The organism is Magnetococcales bacterium (genome assembly GCA_015231925.1).
Classification (GTDB): Bacteria; Pseudomonadota; Magnetococcia; order Magnetococcales; family JADGAQ01; genus JADGAQ01.
The window spans coordinates 20,214-35,101 of the sequence record JADGAQ010000020.1 but is presented as its reverse complement, the minus strand read 5'-3'; the positions used below and the strand labels follow the sequence as shown (position 1 = coordinate 35,101).

General features: G+C 61.8%; 11 protein-coding genes. 5 read left to right on the top strand and 6 right to left on the bottom strand.

Features of this window, described 5'->3' with window-relative positions; all coding sequences use genetic code 11:
• Positions 1 to 100 precede the first annotated feature (100 nt).
• From HQL56_04260 to rfbA, 5 genes are all read right to left on the bottom strand, one after another.
• The gene (locus tag HQL56_04260; GenBank protein ID MBF0308725.1) at positions 101 to 2,050 is read right to left on the bottom strand and encodes a GAF domain-containing protein; all 1,950 of its coding nucleotides are present in this window, start codon (positions 2,048 to 2,050) and stop codon (positions 101 to 103) included.
• A gap of 1,077 nt (positions 2,051 to 3,127) precedes the next feature.
• Complete coding sequence (locus HQL56_04255) at positions 3,128 to 5,227, bottom strand: SPOR domain-containing protein (protein ID MBF0308724.1); 2,100 nt, start codon at positions 5,225 to 5,227, stop codon at positions 3,128 to 3,130.
• Positions 5,228 to 5,347: 120 nt separating this feature from the next.
• On the bottom strand, positions 5,348 to 6,235 hold the full coding sequence (metF, locus tag HQL56_04250) for a methylenetetrahydrofolate reductase [NAD(P)H] (GenBank protein ID MBF0308723.1): 888 nt from the start codon (positions 6,233 to 6,235) through the stop codon (positions 5,348 to 5,350).
• 255 nt (positions 6,236 to 6,490) lie between these two features.
• The gene (gene rfbD / locus HQL56_04245) at positions 6,491 to 7,318 is read right to left on the bottom strand and encodes a dTDP-4-dehydrorhamnose reductase (GenBank protein MBF0308722.1); all 828 of its coding nucleotides are present in this window, start codon (positions 7,316 to 7,318) and stop codon (positions 6,491 to 6,493) included.
• Positions 7,315 to 8,202 carry a glucose-1-phosphate thymidylyltransferase RfbA gene (gene rfbA, locus HQL56_04240; protein ID MBF0308721.1) on the bottom strand — a complete coding sequence of 296 codons (888 nt, stop codon included), beginning with the start codon at positions 8,200 to 8,202 and terminating at the stop codon, positions 7,315 to 7,317. The genes rfbD and rfbA overlap by 4 nt, the downstream gene beginning before the upstream one ends.
• Positions 8,203 to 8,315: 113 nt before the next feature.
• Between rfbA and HQL56_04235 the strand changes: the two genes are divergently transcribed.
• Genes HQL56_04235 through HQL56_04215 form a run of 5 tightly spaced genes read left to right on the top strand, consistent with a single transcriptional unit; the run spans position 8,316 to position 13,054 of the window.
• Positions 8,316 to 9,182: a decaprenyl-phosphate phosphoribosyltransferase gene (locus tag HQL56_04235; GenBank protein MBF0308720.1), complete on the top strand. Its 867-nt coding sequence runs from the start codon at positions 8,316 to 8,318 to the stop codon at positions 9,180 to 9,182.
• Positions 9,179 to 9,574: a GtrA family protein gene (locus HQL56_04230; protein ID MBF0308719.1), complete on the top strand. Its 396-nt coding sequence runs from the start codon at positions 9,179 to 9,181 to the stop codon at positions 9,572 to 9,574. Before HQL56_04235 ends, HQL56_04230 begins: the two co-directional genes overlap by 4 nt.
• Entirely contained in the window at positions 9,571 to 10,902 is a 1,332-nt protein-coding gene (locus HQL56_04225) for an FAD-binding oxidoreductase (protein MBF0308718.1), read from the top strand. Before HQL56_04230 ends, HQL56_04225 begins: the two co-directional genes overlap by 4 nt.
• A 2-nt stretch (positions 10,903 to 10,904) precedes the next feature.
• Positions 10,905 to 11,636: an SDR family oxidoreductase gene (locus HQL56_04220; protein ID MBF0308717.1), complete on the top strand. Its 732-nt coding sequence runs from the start codon at positions 10,905 to 10,907 to the stop codon at positions 11,634 to 11,636.
• On the top strand, positions 11,633 to 13,054 hold the full coding sequence (locus HQL56_04215) for a hypothetical protein (protein MBF0308716.1): 1,422 nt from the start codon (positions 11,633 to 11,635) through the stop codon (positions 13,052 to 13,054). Before HQL56_04220 ends, HQL56_04215 begins: the two co-directional genes overlap by 4 nt.
• Before the next feature lie 475 nt (positions 13,055 to 13,529).
• On the opposite strand, the gene HQL56_04210 is transcribed toward HQL56_04215, so the two are convergent.
• A complete protein-coding gene (locus HQL56_04210; protein ID MBF0308715.1) occupies positions 13,530 to 14,888 on the bottom strand; it encodes an aspartate/glutamate racemase family protein in 1,359 nt (452 codons plus the stop codon).

Sequence of the window (14,888 nt, the reverse complement as noted above, 5' to 3'; positions counted from 1 at the left end):
GGGCGCTGCCCTGGACCCGTCGGGGGGGATAATCCCCCCCGAACCCCCGTATATTTAAATAGTTACATTGACCGAATGGTATCGGACGGAGTGTGTCACCTCAAACGGCTATCAACCCCGAAACATCCACCCGATCAATCTGATCGGGCTCCAGGTACTCCTCGGCGTAGTCCAGATAGACTCCGCTCTCCAGAAAGAGGCGGAAGACCTCCGCATCCAGGTGTTGGTCCCGGACCATGCCGGCCATGATGCGCAGAGCCTCGCTCAAGGTTTTGCTTTTTTTGTAGGGCCGGTCCGAGGCCGTCAGGGCTTCGAAGACATCCGCCAGGGCCAGAATCCGCGCCGGAATCGACATCTGCTCCCGCTTCAAACCGCGCGGATAACCGGTCCCCAGCATGGTTTCGTGATGCGCCCCCGCCACCTCCGGCACACTCTTCAGATGGGCCGGGAAAGGCAGCTCCTTGAGCATCAGTATGGTCTGGACGATGTGGTCCTGAATGATGAAACGCTCTTCCGCCGTCAGGGTGCCCCGGCGCACGGAAAGGTTGTACAACTCCCCGAGATGCATGCGATCCTTCGGCACCGGTACACAGAAACCATGCGGATTGTCGCCGAAAGGTCGGGCCAGTTCCTCGGCGCTGCGGGCCACCCGATGCTCCGACTTGTCGGCCAGTAGTTGTTCCACCACGGGCAGCGGCGCAGAAACAATCCCCGCCAGGCGGTTCAACTCCATGTGGGATAGCCCCAGACGATCGTCGAAATGGCGGGTCCAGGTCACCGCCGCCAGATCCCGCAAACGCTGCAACTTGTCTTCCGCCATGAATTCGTTGCCGACATTGCATTCCGCCAGAAAGGCGAAATCCTCTTGCAGTCCCTGCAACGACCTCCTCAGGAAATCCCCCAGGTCCGCCACCGACTCCCGTCCCGCCAGCACCTCCTGCAGAAAACGGATGTGGGCGTCGCGGTACAACACCTCGAAGCGGGTGCGTATCTCATGGATGCGGTTGTAGATGGTCTCCAGTTTGGTGGCCTTGTCCACCACATGCTCCGGGGTGGTCACCTTGCCGCAATCGTGCAGCCAGGAGGCGATCTGAAAGGCTTCCGCCTCCTCTTCGTCCAGGGAAAATCCGGCGAATTCGGCCCGGTCGGACTCGACCGCCGCCTGAGCCATCAACCCCGCCAGAATCGGAACCCGTTCGCAGTGACCACGGGTATAGGGCGATTTGGCGTCGATAGCGCCCGCAACCATGTGAACGATGGCCTGGAACAACTCCCGCTGGGTGACCAGCAACTGCTGGTTCTCCATGGCCACCGCCGCCTGGGAGGCCAGCGCCCGGGCGAAGTTGCAGTCCTCCTCGTTAAAGGTGACGCCTTCCGCCCCGCCCCCGGCGTTGAGTACCTGCAATACCCCCATCACCCGGCCACGGGTGGTCAACAGCGGCAGTGCAATCATCGAACGGGTGAAAAACCCGGTGCGCATATCGAATTCCAAGGTGCCGGAAAGATCGAACCGCTCGTCACGACGCACGTCGTCGATAACCACCGTCTCGCCGGTCAGGGCCACATGGGTCGAAACGAAGTGGTGGTTGGGCTCCCCGTTCTCCAAATACATGGAGAGCGACTGAAAAGGCAGTTCGTCTTCCATGGAACGCAGGGCGAAGACCAGCCGGTCATCCTCCGTGCGCAGAAACAGCGTGCTGGCCTGGGCTCCCAGCAGCATTTTCCCCCCATCGATGATGGTGGACAGCAGCGACTTGTCGTCATGGGAGGAAGAGAGGGCGATGCCGATTTCCAGCAGCTTTTCCAGTTTGGCGCGGGCCACTTCCAGGGTGTGGGTGCGTTCGCGCACCGTCTCCTTCATCATGCCGAAAGCGCGGATCATCACATCCACTTCGGCGATAAAGGAGCCTTTCGGCAGTTCACCCGAAAAATCGAAATTGCGGATAAGTCCCGCGTCTTTGGCCAGAGCCACCAGATTGCGTCCCACCCGGCGGGATAACAGCAGAATCAGGGGAACCGCCCCGAGCAGCAGCAACAGCGAGGCCTGCAGAATCTTGTCGCGCATGCGCTCCACATGCTGGGTGAAATCGGAAAGCGGGGCCATGGAGATGACCGTCAACTGCCGTACCCCTCCCTGCTCGCCGGGGATGACCACCAGAAGGTACTCCTCCCCGTCGGGGGCGACGACACTGGCCACCCGATCCGCATCCTTTTCCCGCTGCATGCGGATGATCTCATCCTCGAAGCCCAGCAGTACGCGCCCCATCTGCTTCAGGGAAGTCAACGGGGCGGGCGACACCAGAAAAGGCGTGCCGTGGCCTGCCAGAAAACGCTGCTGGGAATCCACGACCAGGAGTGCCCCGCTCGCGGAGATCTCCTCCATATCCAACAAGCGTCCGATTTGTCGCAAGCTCAAATCGAGCCCGACCACCCCGACCTTTCCGGGCAGGGGCATCATGGCGGTAATGCCCGGCTCCTTGGAGGATTGGAACAGGTAGACCTCCGTAAAAGCACGCTCTTCCAATGCCTGGCGATACCAGGTGCGCAGACGGGGATCGTAAGCCGGTTTTTCTTCGATACGGGAACCGAGGAACTCCCGATCCTTGCTCAGGAAACGCCAGTAGGCCTTGCGAGATTCGCCCTCTCCGTCGATGCATCGCACCGCCCAATAGGTCTCCTTGGGGGTTTGCAGCGCCTCCGTCACCACGGGATCCCGACGCACGGCGATAACCTGAAGAAAGTCGCCGTTGGAGTGCCCGATATAGGCGGAATAGAGGTTGGGGTTTTCGTCCAGGGCGGAATGGAGCAGGGGCAGAGCGGGATGGGAAAGGGCATCATCCTGGGGAGGGAGGGCGACATCCGGCGACATGGAGAGCAGCCGGCTTTCCATCAACACCCCGTCGAAGAGGCGTTCCAGCCGACCGGCCACGTTGCGGGTGATGGATTGGGCCAGGGGCTGGGCCAATCGGGCGGCAGCCACCTGACTCTCCCGATGCAGGATCAGGGTGGTGCCCAGATTGAGGACAAGCACCATCAGCACCACCAGGAGAGTCATTCCGGGGACAAAACGTACACGAAAATCGCGAAATTGCACCGACATCGCTGTCGTCCCCGAGAAATTGATGACCTACCAGGCTTTGTGCCGCAACAGAATACCATCCATTCCGGTCTGTTCCTGCACCCGTGAGCGGGCGGCGGATGCGCCGTCCCGACCCGGAAAGGGCCCCACCCTCACACGAATATAGCGTTTACCCGATACAGTGGCCGTTTCCTGAAAAACCGGCAAGGGTTTTCCATCGACCGTAACCTTGGAAAGCTGTTTGATGACCAGATCGACCTTGTCCGATTCCAAGTAGGCGCCCACCTGCACCGCATAGGGCTCTGCGGACGGAACGGGCAGCGGTTCCGGAATGGTCTTGGCGGGCGGCGTGATGCCGGGTGGGGTTTTGGGCAGGGCGGCCAGTCGGGTTTTGTCCGGCTCCTTGCCCCGCAGACGTTGCAGCTCCGCTTCGGCCTGACGCAACTTCTCCTCCAGCGCCGCCATGGTTCCCAGGGCCGTCGCCGCCTCCTTCAAGCGGTTTTCCGTCTCCGGACCGCGCTTCTGCCCGGCCTCCAGACGGGCAACCTGGGCTTCCAAGTCGGCAGCCCGACGTTTTTCCCGAGCGATTTCCAGGGTCAGCTCCTGGTAACGTTCGTCACTGATGCGGCCATCGGCGGGTGCGGAAAACTCCCGCCGTTCCGCCGCCAGATCCGACAGCACACCGATGGCCGAAGTGGCCAGCGAGGCATACTGTTTCACTACCTGGGCCATGCCCTCCCGAGCCCCGTCGTTGGCCGGGTCGAGACGCAGCACCTTAACGAACTTCTCCCGCGCCTGACGTCCCGAATCGCTGGAGAGTTCCAACGCCGCCAGATCGCGCTGCGCCGACTCCAACAACCGACGCACCTGGGCCGTCCCCTGCTCCTCGGCCACTCCGGGAACGAAGACCTTCCAAAGCAGGACACCGACGGCGGCAAGGCCCGCCGCTCCGGAGACCAACCAGGTCAGCTCGGGTCGATGGGTCTTGTGGGAGCGGGAAAGGCGTTTTCTCTCCCGAGGGGTTGCCACCGCCGCGGCCCGCACGGCATGGGGCGGGGTCTCCACCAACGGGGTCGGCGGGGAGGACTCCTCCACGGGTGGCGATGACAGGGGCTCGACCGCTTCCGCAGGGGCAGCCTCGGGGAGGGGAATGGACCCGGCAGGCCCATAGACAAGCTCCGGCGTTTCGGCTGCGACAGGCTTCACCTCCTGGCGAAGCTGGACCTTTTCCCGCCTCTCCCCCCTCTCGGTGGCCAGAGTGGCCCAGGCCCCCGCAGTGGGGCGTCGCAATGGGTCCGCATCCAGACTGCGCTGCAAAAAGCGTCGCAGCCCCTCCTCCAGTTCCGCCGGAAGGGAGACCGCAGGCAGCGCCTCGCCGGCGGCAGTTGCCGCCAACTGGCCCTCGGTAAAGGGAACCTGCCCCGTTACCAGCTCGTAAAAGATCACTCCCAGGGAAAAGATGTCGGAAGAGGGTGTCGGCGGCGCAGGCAGAAAGCGGAAGCCGCCGATGCGCGGAGCCAGTTGGGCGGGGGAAGCGTTGTTGGCGAAGGGGGTGCGCAGCAGAAAGCGTTCGGGGGCCAGATAGACCGCCAGACTGGCGCTCTGGCTCGCGGAGAGTCCCGAGGCGGAGAACCGGGCCACCAGGGAAAGGGTTTCGTAAGCCAGTCCGAAGCCCTCCAGCCGAACCTCCCCCCCCTCCTCGACCAGAATGGTATCCGGACGCAACAAGCCGTGGGGAAAGGGCGACGGCAAGCCGTGAGGCTGCACCAACCGTTTGGCCACCGCGCCGCAGAGCTGCCAGGCCAGGACCACCGGCGCCACCCCCCCGTCGAATTTCTTGCGCCAGGTGGTCAGGTCGATGCCGGGTCGATAGAAACCGGCCAGAAGATGCGATTGGGACTGGGGATCGAAGAGATGTTTCTCCGGCAGCCCCACACCGGGAAGCGCCAGAGCCCGCAGGCGGTGGAAGAGACGCTTGTACTCCCCGAAGGCTTGAAGATCACGGGCGATCTCGCCGGGAATGGTCTGCAGGACCACACTTTCACGGGATCCCTCTTCAGAGGCTTTATAGATGGTGGAAAAGGGATCCTGCCGCAGCACCCCCTGAAGGCGGTAGCGCCCTCCCACCAGCGATGCACCGATGTTCATGGACGGATCCCAATGAGGGCAGGCGGGTCACTTCGTCCGTGCCAACCCGCTCCCACCGCTGCGAGGGTTCCATCCGTGACCCCCATGCGCCGAATCATACACCAGGAAAGGGTGGAATCTCTAGTTTCCCTCGAACCCCAGCCGGGAGAGAATCTCCACCATGGAGTTGGCCCGATTCAGGGTGAAGAAGTGCAGACCGGGTGCGCCACGGTCCAGGAGTTCCCGACACTGCTCGACGGCGATGTCGATGCCGGCGGCCAGCATGGCCTGGGGATCGTCCCGGATGGGAATGAGCCGGTCCACCAGCCACGGGGGCAGGCGTGCGCCACACCGCGCGGCGAAAGATTCCAGTCGCTGGTAGTTGGTAACCGGCAAAATGCCCGGAATGACCGGAACCATGATTCCCTGACGACGGCAGGTATCGCAAAAGTCGAAATAGCTTTGATTGTCGAAGAAGAACTGGGTAATGGCCACCTCCGCTCCAGCTTCCACCTTGAGGCGGAAGAAGGCCAGATCGGTGGCGGCGTCCGGGGATTCGGGATGCACCTCCGGGTAGGCGGCCACCCCCACGCCGAAACCGGGCATGCGCTGCCGGATGAAGCGCACCAAATCACTGGCGTGGGCGAAGGGTCCGTCGGAGAGGCTGACGCCCGCCGGAGGATCGCCCCGCAAAGCCAGAATCATGGGTACGCCGTCCTGGGCATAGTTCTCCAGATGGCCCGACACTTCTTCTTCGGTGAGTCCGATGCCCGGCAGGTGAGCCATGACGGGAAGCCCGGTACGACGCATCACCTCCCGCACCAGGGGCACGGTTCCCTGACGGGCCCCGCCTCCCGCTCCGCAGGTCACGGAGACGAACCCCGGACGGAAGGCCGCCAGAGCCTCCATGGATCGCCAGAACTGGGCCTCGCCCTCCGCATCCTTGGGAGGGAAGAACTCGAAGGAGAGGCGCGAGCCTTCCCGATTGCCCACTTCGTAGGAGGGCTTTTGCCACGCATAGGACTTCATTTCGAACTCATCTCCCCGCTTCTTTAAAAGAGCCCATTGCAAAACCGGAACATATTTGAAATTTTCTGACTTTCAATACGTTATCTTTTAAATATCAAAAAAAGAAAATGTTCTATCTTTTGACTTTCGCTTATCCTTTATTCAGGTCATCCAAAATCAGTTGCTTCTTGGCTTTGTAATTGGATTGAACGACAAAAAAAGTCAAAGGATAGAACATTTTCTTTTTTTGATATTTAAAAGATAAAATATTGAAAGTCAAATTCCGGCCACGAAGTCCGCCACGCCCTCCTCCCAGGAAGGCAGGCGCAACTCCGGCGGCAAAAAGGTGGTCAAGGCCGAAAAAGCCGGGCGTCGCGCCGGACGGGGAAAGGCCTCCGTCGTTACCGGAGTCACCTCGCAGGAGACCCCCGCCCGTTGCAGCAGAGCCAGGGTCAGTTCGTACCAGGAGACCGCGCCGCTGCCGGCGGTGTGCCAGGTGCCGAAACAACCCTCACGCATCAGCCGGGGAATGAGGACGGCCAGATGCGGCGCGAAGGTGGGTGACCCCACTTGGTCATCCACCACCCGAAGCGGCCCCTTGCGCGCCAGGCCCAGAATGGTCAGCGGAAAGTTGCGACCCGACACATGGTACAACCAGGCGGTGCGCAGAATCAAATGCCGGGAGTGGTGGCGACGCACCTCCTCCTCCCCCAACCACTTGCTGCGTCCGTAAACCGAGAGGGGATTGGTGGCGTCGAATTCGTGCAGAGGCCGGTTCAGAACACCGTCGAAACAGTAATCGGAGGAGATCTGCACCAGGGGAATCCCCACCTGCTCGCACACCGCCGCGAGATGACGCGGACCCAGGGCATTGGCCGCCAGGGCGGAGCGGGGGTCCGATTCGGCAGCGTCCACGTCGGTCCATGCCGCAGTGTTGATCACCCAGTCGGGCCGGTGGTGTCGAAGGCAGTCCCGAACCGCGACATAATCGGTGATGTCGAGCTGGCCATGGCTCAGAGCGAGGATGTCCGACTCCCGGCTCAATTCGACCGTCAGCGCCCGGCCCAACTGGCCGGAGGCCCCGGTCAGCAGAACCTTCTTCACGGAAAGGGCCTCCCCGCCTCTTCGACCAGTTGTTTCAGGTAGGCCCCGTAGGCGCTCTTGCCCATGAGGCGGGCCGCCGTCAGCACCTCTTCCGCACCGATGAAACCCATGCGGAAGGCAATCTCCTCCAGGCAGGCCACCATTTGTCCCTGCCGCTCCTGAATCACCTGGATGAAGTTCGAAGCCTGCAACAAGGAGTCGTGGGTGCCGGTATCCAGCCAGGCGATGCCCCGGCCCAGCAGCGTGACCTGCAGATCGCCCCGCTCCAGATAGAGCCGGTTCAGATCGGTGATCTCCAGCTCCCCGCGCGGTGAGGGGCGCAGGGAGGCGGCCAGATCCACCACATCCCGATCGTAAAAATAGAGTCCCGTCACCGCGAAGGCGGATTTGGGCACGTCGGGTTTCTCCTCGATGGAGGTCACCTTGCCATCCCGGTCGAAACCGACCACGCCGTAGCGTTGCGGATCTTTCACCTGATAGCCGAAAACCGTGGCGCCGTGGGTCTGTTTCATGGCCTTGCGCAACAACGAGGGCAGTTGATGCCCGAAGAAGATGTTGTCTCCCAGAACCAGGGCGACCCCCTCTTCGGCAATGAAGTCCCTCCCCAGAAGAAAGGCCTGGGCGATGCCCTCGGGCCGCTCCTGAACCGCATAGGTGAGCGAGACCCCGAAATGGCTGCCATCCCCCAGCAACCGCCGGAAACTGGAGGCATCCTCGGGAGTGGTGATGACCAGAATGTCCCGAATGCCCGCCAGCATCAGTACCGACAAGGGGTAATAGATCATGGGCTTGTCGTAGATCCCCATGAGCTGTTTGCTGACCCCTCGGGTCAGGGGGTAGAGCCGCGTCCCGGAGCCCCCGGCCAGCACGATTCCCTTGCGCATCGACATCTCCCTGTCCTTGATCACCTTGCCATATTTACCGGAAGTTCCGCATAATAGCCGAATCGGAGCCGCATTTCACTTGCAAAAACCGCAGAGGTCCCTCCCCCTTGTCCATGACCCATTTTGTCACGCTGATGCGTCCGAAGCAGTACATCAAGAACGTCTTCGTGCTGCTGCCCGCGTTTTTCGGCCAGGGACTGAGTCATGCCGACGTGGCCAGCCGTGCCGGTGTGGCCTTTCTGGCCTTCTGCCTGACGGCAAGCGCTGTCTACATCCTCAACGATCTGCGCGATGTGGCCGAAGACCGTCTCCATCCCAGCAAACGGAACAGGCCGCTGGCCTCGGGGGCCGTCGGCAGCCGGCAGGCCATCCTCTTCGCCCTCCTCCTGGCCGGCGGGGGTTTGAGCCTTACGGCCTCCCTCTCCCGTGAAGCCCTGGCCTGGATGACCCTCTACGGCGTGATGAACATCTTCTACTGCTTCGGCCTGAAACACGTGGCCCTGCTCGATATCAGCCTCATCGCCACCGGCTTCGTTCTGCGACTGCTGGTGGGTTCCGCAGCCACCCACATTCCCCTGTCGGCCTGGATCATCCTGATGACCTACCTGCTGGCCCTCTTCCTGGCCATGGCCAAGCGGCGCGACGACGTGTTGATCCTTTTGGAAAGCGGGCAGCGCATGCGCAAATCGGTGGACGGCTACAACCTGGAGTTCGTGCAAACCAGCCTCGCCATCCTGGCCAGCATCGTGGTGGTGGCCTATACCAACTACACCATGTCGCCGGAAGTGGTCCACCGGGTCGGCTCCGGTTCCGTCTATCTGACCACCGTATTCGTTTTGCTGGGCTTTCTGCGTTATCTGCAACTGGCCCTGGTGGAAAACAACAGCGGCTCCCCCACCCTGCTCGTTCTGCAGGACCGGTTTCTGCAGGGCGTCATCCTCGGCTGGCTCTTCACCTTCACCCTGATTCTCTACCGGTGATCCTCTTCTGGTACACCCTCTTCGCCCTGGTGGCCACGGGCATCAACCTGGGCACCCAGTGGCTGACCATCCAGCTCTATCAGGGCCCCTTTTTCCTCTATCTGGCCATGGGCACCGGCACCGGAAGTGGCCTGGTTGCCAAGTACCTGCTGGACAAACGTTTCATTTTTCGCTTTCAGACCCGTTCCCTGCAAGACGACGCCCGAAAGTTTCTGCTATACTCCGCCATGGGCCTGATCACGACCGCTCTCTTCTGGGCCATGGAGCTGCTTTTTCATCACTTCATCGACCATCCGGGAGCCAAGTACCTGGGAGGCGCAATAGGCCTGGGCCTTGGTTACCTGATCAAATACCACCTGGATAAACGCTTCGTCTTCCGTCACGCGCCATGAAACTGAGCAACTGGGGCCAATACCCCGTCATCGAGACCGATCTGAAATCCCCTCGCCGCCCGGCGGAGCTGGCCTCGTTTCTGGAGGGGGATGGGCCGCTCATCGCCCGAGGCCTGGGCCGTTGCTACGGTGACGCCTCCCTGCAGCGGCGCATCCTCTCCATGACCGGATGCAACCGCTTCCTGGCCTTCGATGAGGAGACCGGGGAATTGACCTGCGAGGCCGGCCTCTCCCTCGACGAGATCGTTCGGGTGCTGCTGCCCCGGGGCTGGTTCCTGCCGGTGACGCCGGGCACCCGCTTCGTCACCGTGGGCGGGGCCATCGCCTCCGATGTCCACGGCAAGAACCATCATCTGGCCGGCACCTTCGGCGATGCGGTCAGCCGTCTGGAACTGATGGACGCCGCCGGGCGCATCCACGTTTGCTCGCCGACGGAAAACCGTGACCTGTTCATGGCCACCCGAGGCGGCATGGGCCTGACCGGGCTGATTCTGCGGGCCAGCTTCCGCCTGATCCGGGTGGAGACCGCCTATATCCGCCAGGAGGTGGTACGCGCCCCGGACCTGGACGGCATCATGCGGCTGTTCGAGGAGTCGGCCTCCTGGACCTACTCCGTGGCCTGGATCGACTGTCTGGCCGGAGGGGCCTCCCTGGGGCGTTCGGTGCTGATGCGGGGGGAACATGCGCGACGGGCGGAACTGCCCGATGCGGCCCGCCTGCGGCAACCCCTGATGCCCCCGCCCCGCCGCAAACTCACCGTGCCCTTCAACCTGCCGGCTCTGCTGCTGAACCCCTGGACGGTGCAGGCCTTCAACGCCGTCTACTACCGCAAAGCGCCGGGTTTGCCGCACATGGGGCTCATCGATTACGACGCCTTCTTCTACCCTCTGGATGCCATCCACCACTGGAACCGCATCTACGGGGCCAGGGGTTTCACCCAGTACCAGTGCGTGCTGCCCAAAGCTGCCAGCCATGACGCCCTGGTGCGCATTCTGCACAAAATCCACCGCAGCCATCAGGGCTCCTTTCTGGCGGTCCTCAAGCTCTTCGGTCAGCCCAGAGCGGAAGCACCGCTGTCGTTTCCGAGGGAGGGCTACACCCTGGCCCTCGACTTCGCCATGCAGCCGAAGCTGGCCCCCCTTCTCGCCGCCCTCGACGAAGAGGTACTGGCCGCAGGCGGTCGCCTCTATCTGGCCAAAGACGCCCGCCAGTCCGCCGCCACCTTCGCCGCCGGCTATCCGGAGCTGGAGGCCTTCCGGGTCCTGAAACGCCGCATCGATCCCGAGGCCCGCTTTCACTCCCTGCAATCCCAACGCCTGGAGATTTGACCATGGGATCCCTGCTGATTCTCGGCGCCACCTCCGATGTGGCCCGCCCCCTGGCCGATGAGTACGCCGCACGCGGCTTCGCCCTGCACTTGGCCGCCCGTCACCCCGAAGCCCTTGAGGACGAAGCCGCCGATCTGCGCCTGCGCCACGGTGTCGCGGTGCAGGTACACCCCTTCGAGGTGCGCGATACGGCCAGCCACGCGACCTTTTTCGCCGCCCTGGATCCCCCGCCGCTGGGGGTCATTCTCTGCGTCGGCTATCTGGGCGATGAATTCAAGGCCCGCACCGACTGGAACGAAGCGGCGGCCATTCTGGAAAGCAACTTCGTGGGCTGCGTCTCCATTCTCGATATCGTAGCCGCCGCTTTCGAAAAACGCCGCAGCGGCTTCATCGTGGGTATCAGCTCGGTGGCGGGGGATCGGGGTCGCCAGAAAATCGGCCACTACGGCAGCGCCAAGGCCGCTCTCTCCTGCTATCTGTCGGCCCTGCGCAACCGCTTGAGCGCCTCCGGGGTCGGGGTTCTCACCGTATTGCCCGGTTTCATTCGCACCCGCATGACCGAGGGCATGGCGCTGCCCCCTCTGTTGACCGCCACGCCGCAAGAGGTGGCCCGTGATATCGTCCTCGCCCAGGAGAAGGGACGGCACGTTCTCTATACGAAGTGGTTCTGGCGATATATCATGCTGATCATCCGCTCCATTCCGGAGTCCGTCTTTCGGAAACTCAACCTGTGAATCCTGCCGCCTTGCAAACTCTCTCGCCCCTGACGCGGCGTCTGCTGCCGTTGCTGTGGACCCTGGCCGTCCTGCCCTTTTTGACCCTGGGCTACGGCGGGGATGACGACGCCTGGCGGGTGGCGGAAGCGGCCCGCAAAATCTGGGAGACCGGCCATTACGTCTCCTCCCGCACCACGGGCTTTCCCCTGCTGGAGATCCTGGCGGCCCCGCTGATCCATTTCGGGCAGTGGTATCTCTCCAATCTCATCGGCTGGGCGGGCGGACTCTTTCTGCTGTTGGGTTTCGTGAAGCTCGCGGAGCAGGAGGCGTTGCAACATCCGTTGTGGACCGTGGTGTTGCTGGCCTTTCATCCGCTGATTCTGAAAAACGGCTCCTCCACCATGGACTACCTGCCGGCCCTGGCTTTGTTGCTCTGGGGCTATATCTATCTGATGCAGGGGCGTTGGGGCGTTTACGGGGTGTTGGTCGGCCTGGCCTGCGGCTTTCGCCCCTCTTCGGGGCTGTTCGTTCTGGCGGGAATGTATGCCCACTGGCGGGCCGGGGGCCGTATCAAACAGATCGGGGCCATCTACCTGACCGCCTTGGGGGTCGGGGCCCTGGCCTTTTCCCCCTCGCTGCTCACTTACGGCATCCCCACCAGCGTGGAACCCATGGCGTTTCCGCCCCGGCTGGTGCTTCTCATGGGGGGCTACAATTTCCTCACCTTTCTGGGGGTTCTGGGCAGTCTGCTGGTCTGGCCCCTTCTGGCCTGGCGCTGGGGCGAGTGCGCCTTGCGAGGCATTCCGGCAGGGTTGAAGCCCTTTTACGGCTATCACGCGGTAACCCTGCTGGTCGGCTTTCTGCTTTACGCCAAGATGCCGCTGGAGCCCGAATACCTGCTGCCGGTGCTGCCGTCGGTGATCCTGTTGTTGGACCGGCTGCTATCCCGTAAGGAACTGATGCTGGTGGCGGCGGTGCTGCTCTCCTACCATGTGGTACATGTGGAGACCCTGGGCGGGGAAAGCGGGGCTCGTCGCATCGCCCTGGGCCTGGGCAGCGGCTATACCCCGAGGGACGTGCGGGAGCGGTTGTTCTACCTCTCCACCCGTGAACTGGCGGACAATCTGCGGGTCGATCGACCCACGGTGCTGTTTTTCGGCGACGCCTGGATACCCGCCAACAATCCCAAATGGCAGCGGGATGAGGCGACCGGAGGTTTCCGGCAGAAGGATGGGCAATTCATCATCGCCCAACCCATCCTGAATCGGGAGGCCTTGGCCAAACTGCACGCCCAGAACTACCGCCTGATTCTCTGGAAAGGCCGCAAATTCGAGTTCACTTATAGTGGGTTGAGCGGCTGGGAACACTATGTGGAGGTGGTGGACAGCCTGGAGGAGGTTCTCGGAGGGCCTATCCTGGGCCGGCCAAGGCAGTGAGCGGTACCCCGATGTGGAAGAAATTCTCAGGGGTTCCGGTCCCAGGAGGGACCGGAACCCCAAAGAGGTTACCATTGCAACAGAGCCAATAAATCCTTAAAGACAGTCAACACCCGTTCAACAAACGGCCATACTTCCTCGATAACGTCTTTCGCCATAACAAATAACCGCCAAAATTTCAAAGCCTTCAATAAACCAGCATGCCATCCGTTGCCCATCGCCCTTCCTCCGCCGCCTTGAGGTGAACTCGATGGTTCCTTTTTACCATTTTGAAAAGCGTTACCCAAAATATATTAAATTATTAATATTGACAGCAAGCGTAAAGGCGATCTTCAATTCTAATAGTAATACTCCGAAATTAACAAACACGATTTCGGGAAATTTGGTCGGAACAGGTTGTTACTCGGATTTAACGTAATAATTTAGGACTAAATTTTTCAGTGAGTATCACATCTCACAATCGGGGCAAAGAAACTCAATCCCACTGGGAGAGGTCGTCGAAGGTCTCGGTCGGGAGGGCGTTCAGGTAGATGCGGGCCAGCGCCTTGGCGTAGGTATCCAGGGTATCGATGATCTCTTTGTCGGCGATGCGCTGCCGCAGGCGGGGGAAACGCTCCAATAGCACGGATATTTCGGTAAGGGCCATCATGACGCGCCGGGTGGGAACCCCTGCCCGCACGATGTGGATGAGCTTGTTGAGGGCTTTGGTGTCTTGCAAATCGGCTTCCAACCGTTTGACCATGTAGCCCAGTTCTTCCAGATGGGCCTTGGCCACTTCTCGCACCGGCTGGAGACCCAGCTCCTTCAGGGGGGAAAAGGCGCTGCGCGGACCGAGTTCTGCCACCACCGGAATACCCAGGATGGTAACGTCCTCGGTCAGGTTATTGCTGCGCAGGTATTCGCCCATGACCTCCGCCAGGGCGACGAAGGTGACGCCTTGGGGTTCGCAGAGTTCGCGGATCTTATGGGCAAAGTATTGCGTGGTATTGCAGGCGATGGCGATATGGGTCACCCCTTCGGCGATAAATCTTTCCACCGTTTGGCGAATCACCGCCCAAACCTCCTCCTCCCGCTCGATCAACTCCATGGAAAGGCCCATTTCGGGAATGGAGTGGATATGTACCCGAGGATAGGTCAGATCCCCGTGCATGCGCCCTTCACCCGTCAATTGGGCATGAACATAACGGTTGGTCAGTTTCCACAAAGACATGCCGCTTTCCGGGCCGTTGCCGGTAATGATGCCGAATACCGGCAAGGAGTGGCTACGCGCCGAGGAGGTGGTGATGCGGGCCACCTCCACTCGCAAGGCATGGTTTTTCAGGGCGGCAATGACCTCCACCGGACGGAACTCCACGGCCCAGGTGAGATCACCGGCGTTGGTCATCACCGAATGGGGCGGGGAGTACCGGGAGAGGAGATCCTCGTCAAAGAGTTGAATGGTCCCGGCGGCCTCGGAGAAGGGGTTGACCGTTCCGTAACGCGCCGAGAAGCGCCCCGACAGTTCCTCGGCGGTGAGGCGTTGCAGGGGGCGTTCCACCCCCAGCATCCTCTCTGCCGCCTGCAGATCGAAACGGGCATGGGCGCGACAGTGGAGCAGCACAAAGTGGCGCTCCCCTCCCGGAAAGCAGCCCTCCAAATGCAGGGACTTCATCTCATCGTAAAGCGGGATACCTACCTTTCCCAAACGGAAGCGGCGATTGGCGGCATCCTGACAACTGGTGGCGGGAGAGTTGCGGCTGACCACATGCCAGACCCGGTTTTCCCGAAGAAAGGTCAGCGTGCGCTGCACCCGCTGCGGGATCTCCTCCACATCCTGAAGCGAAAGGGCGCCCAC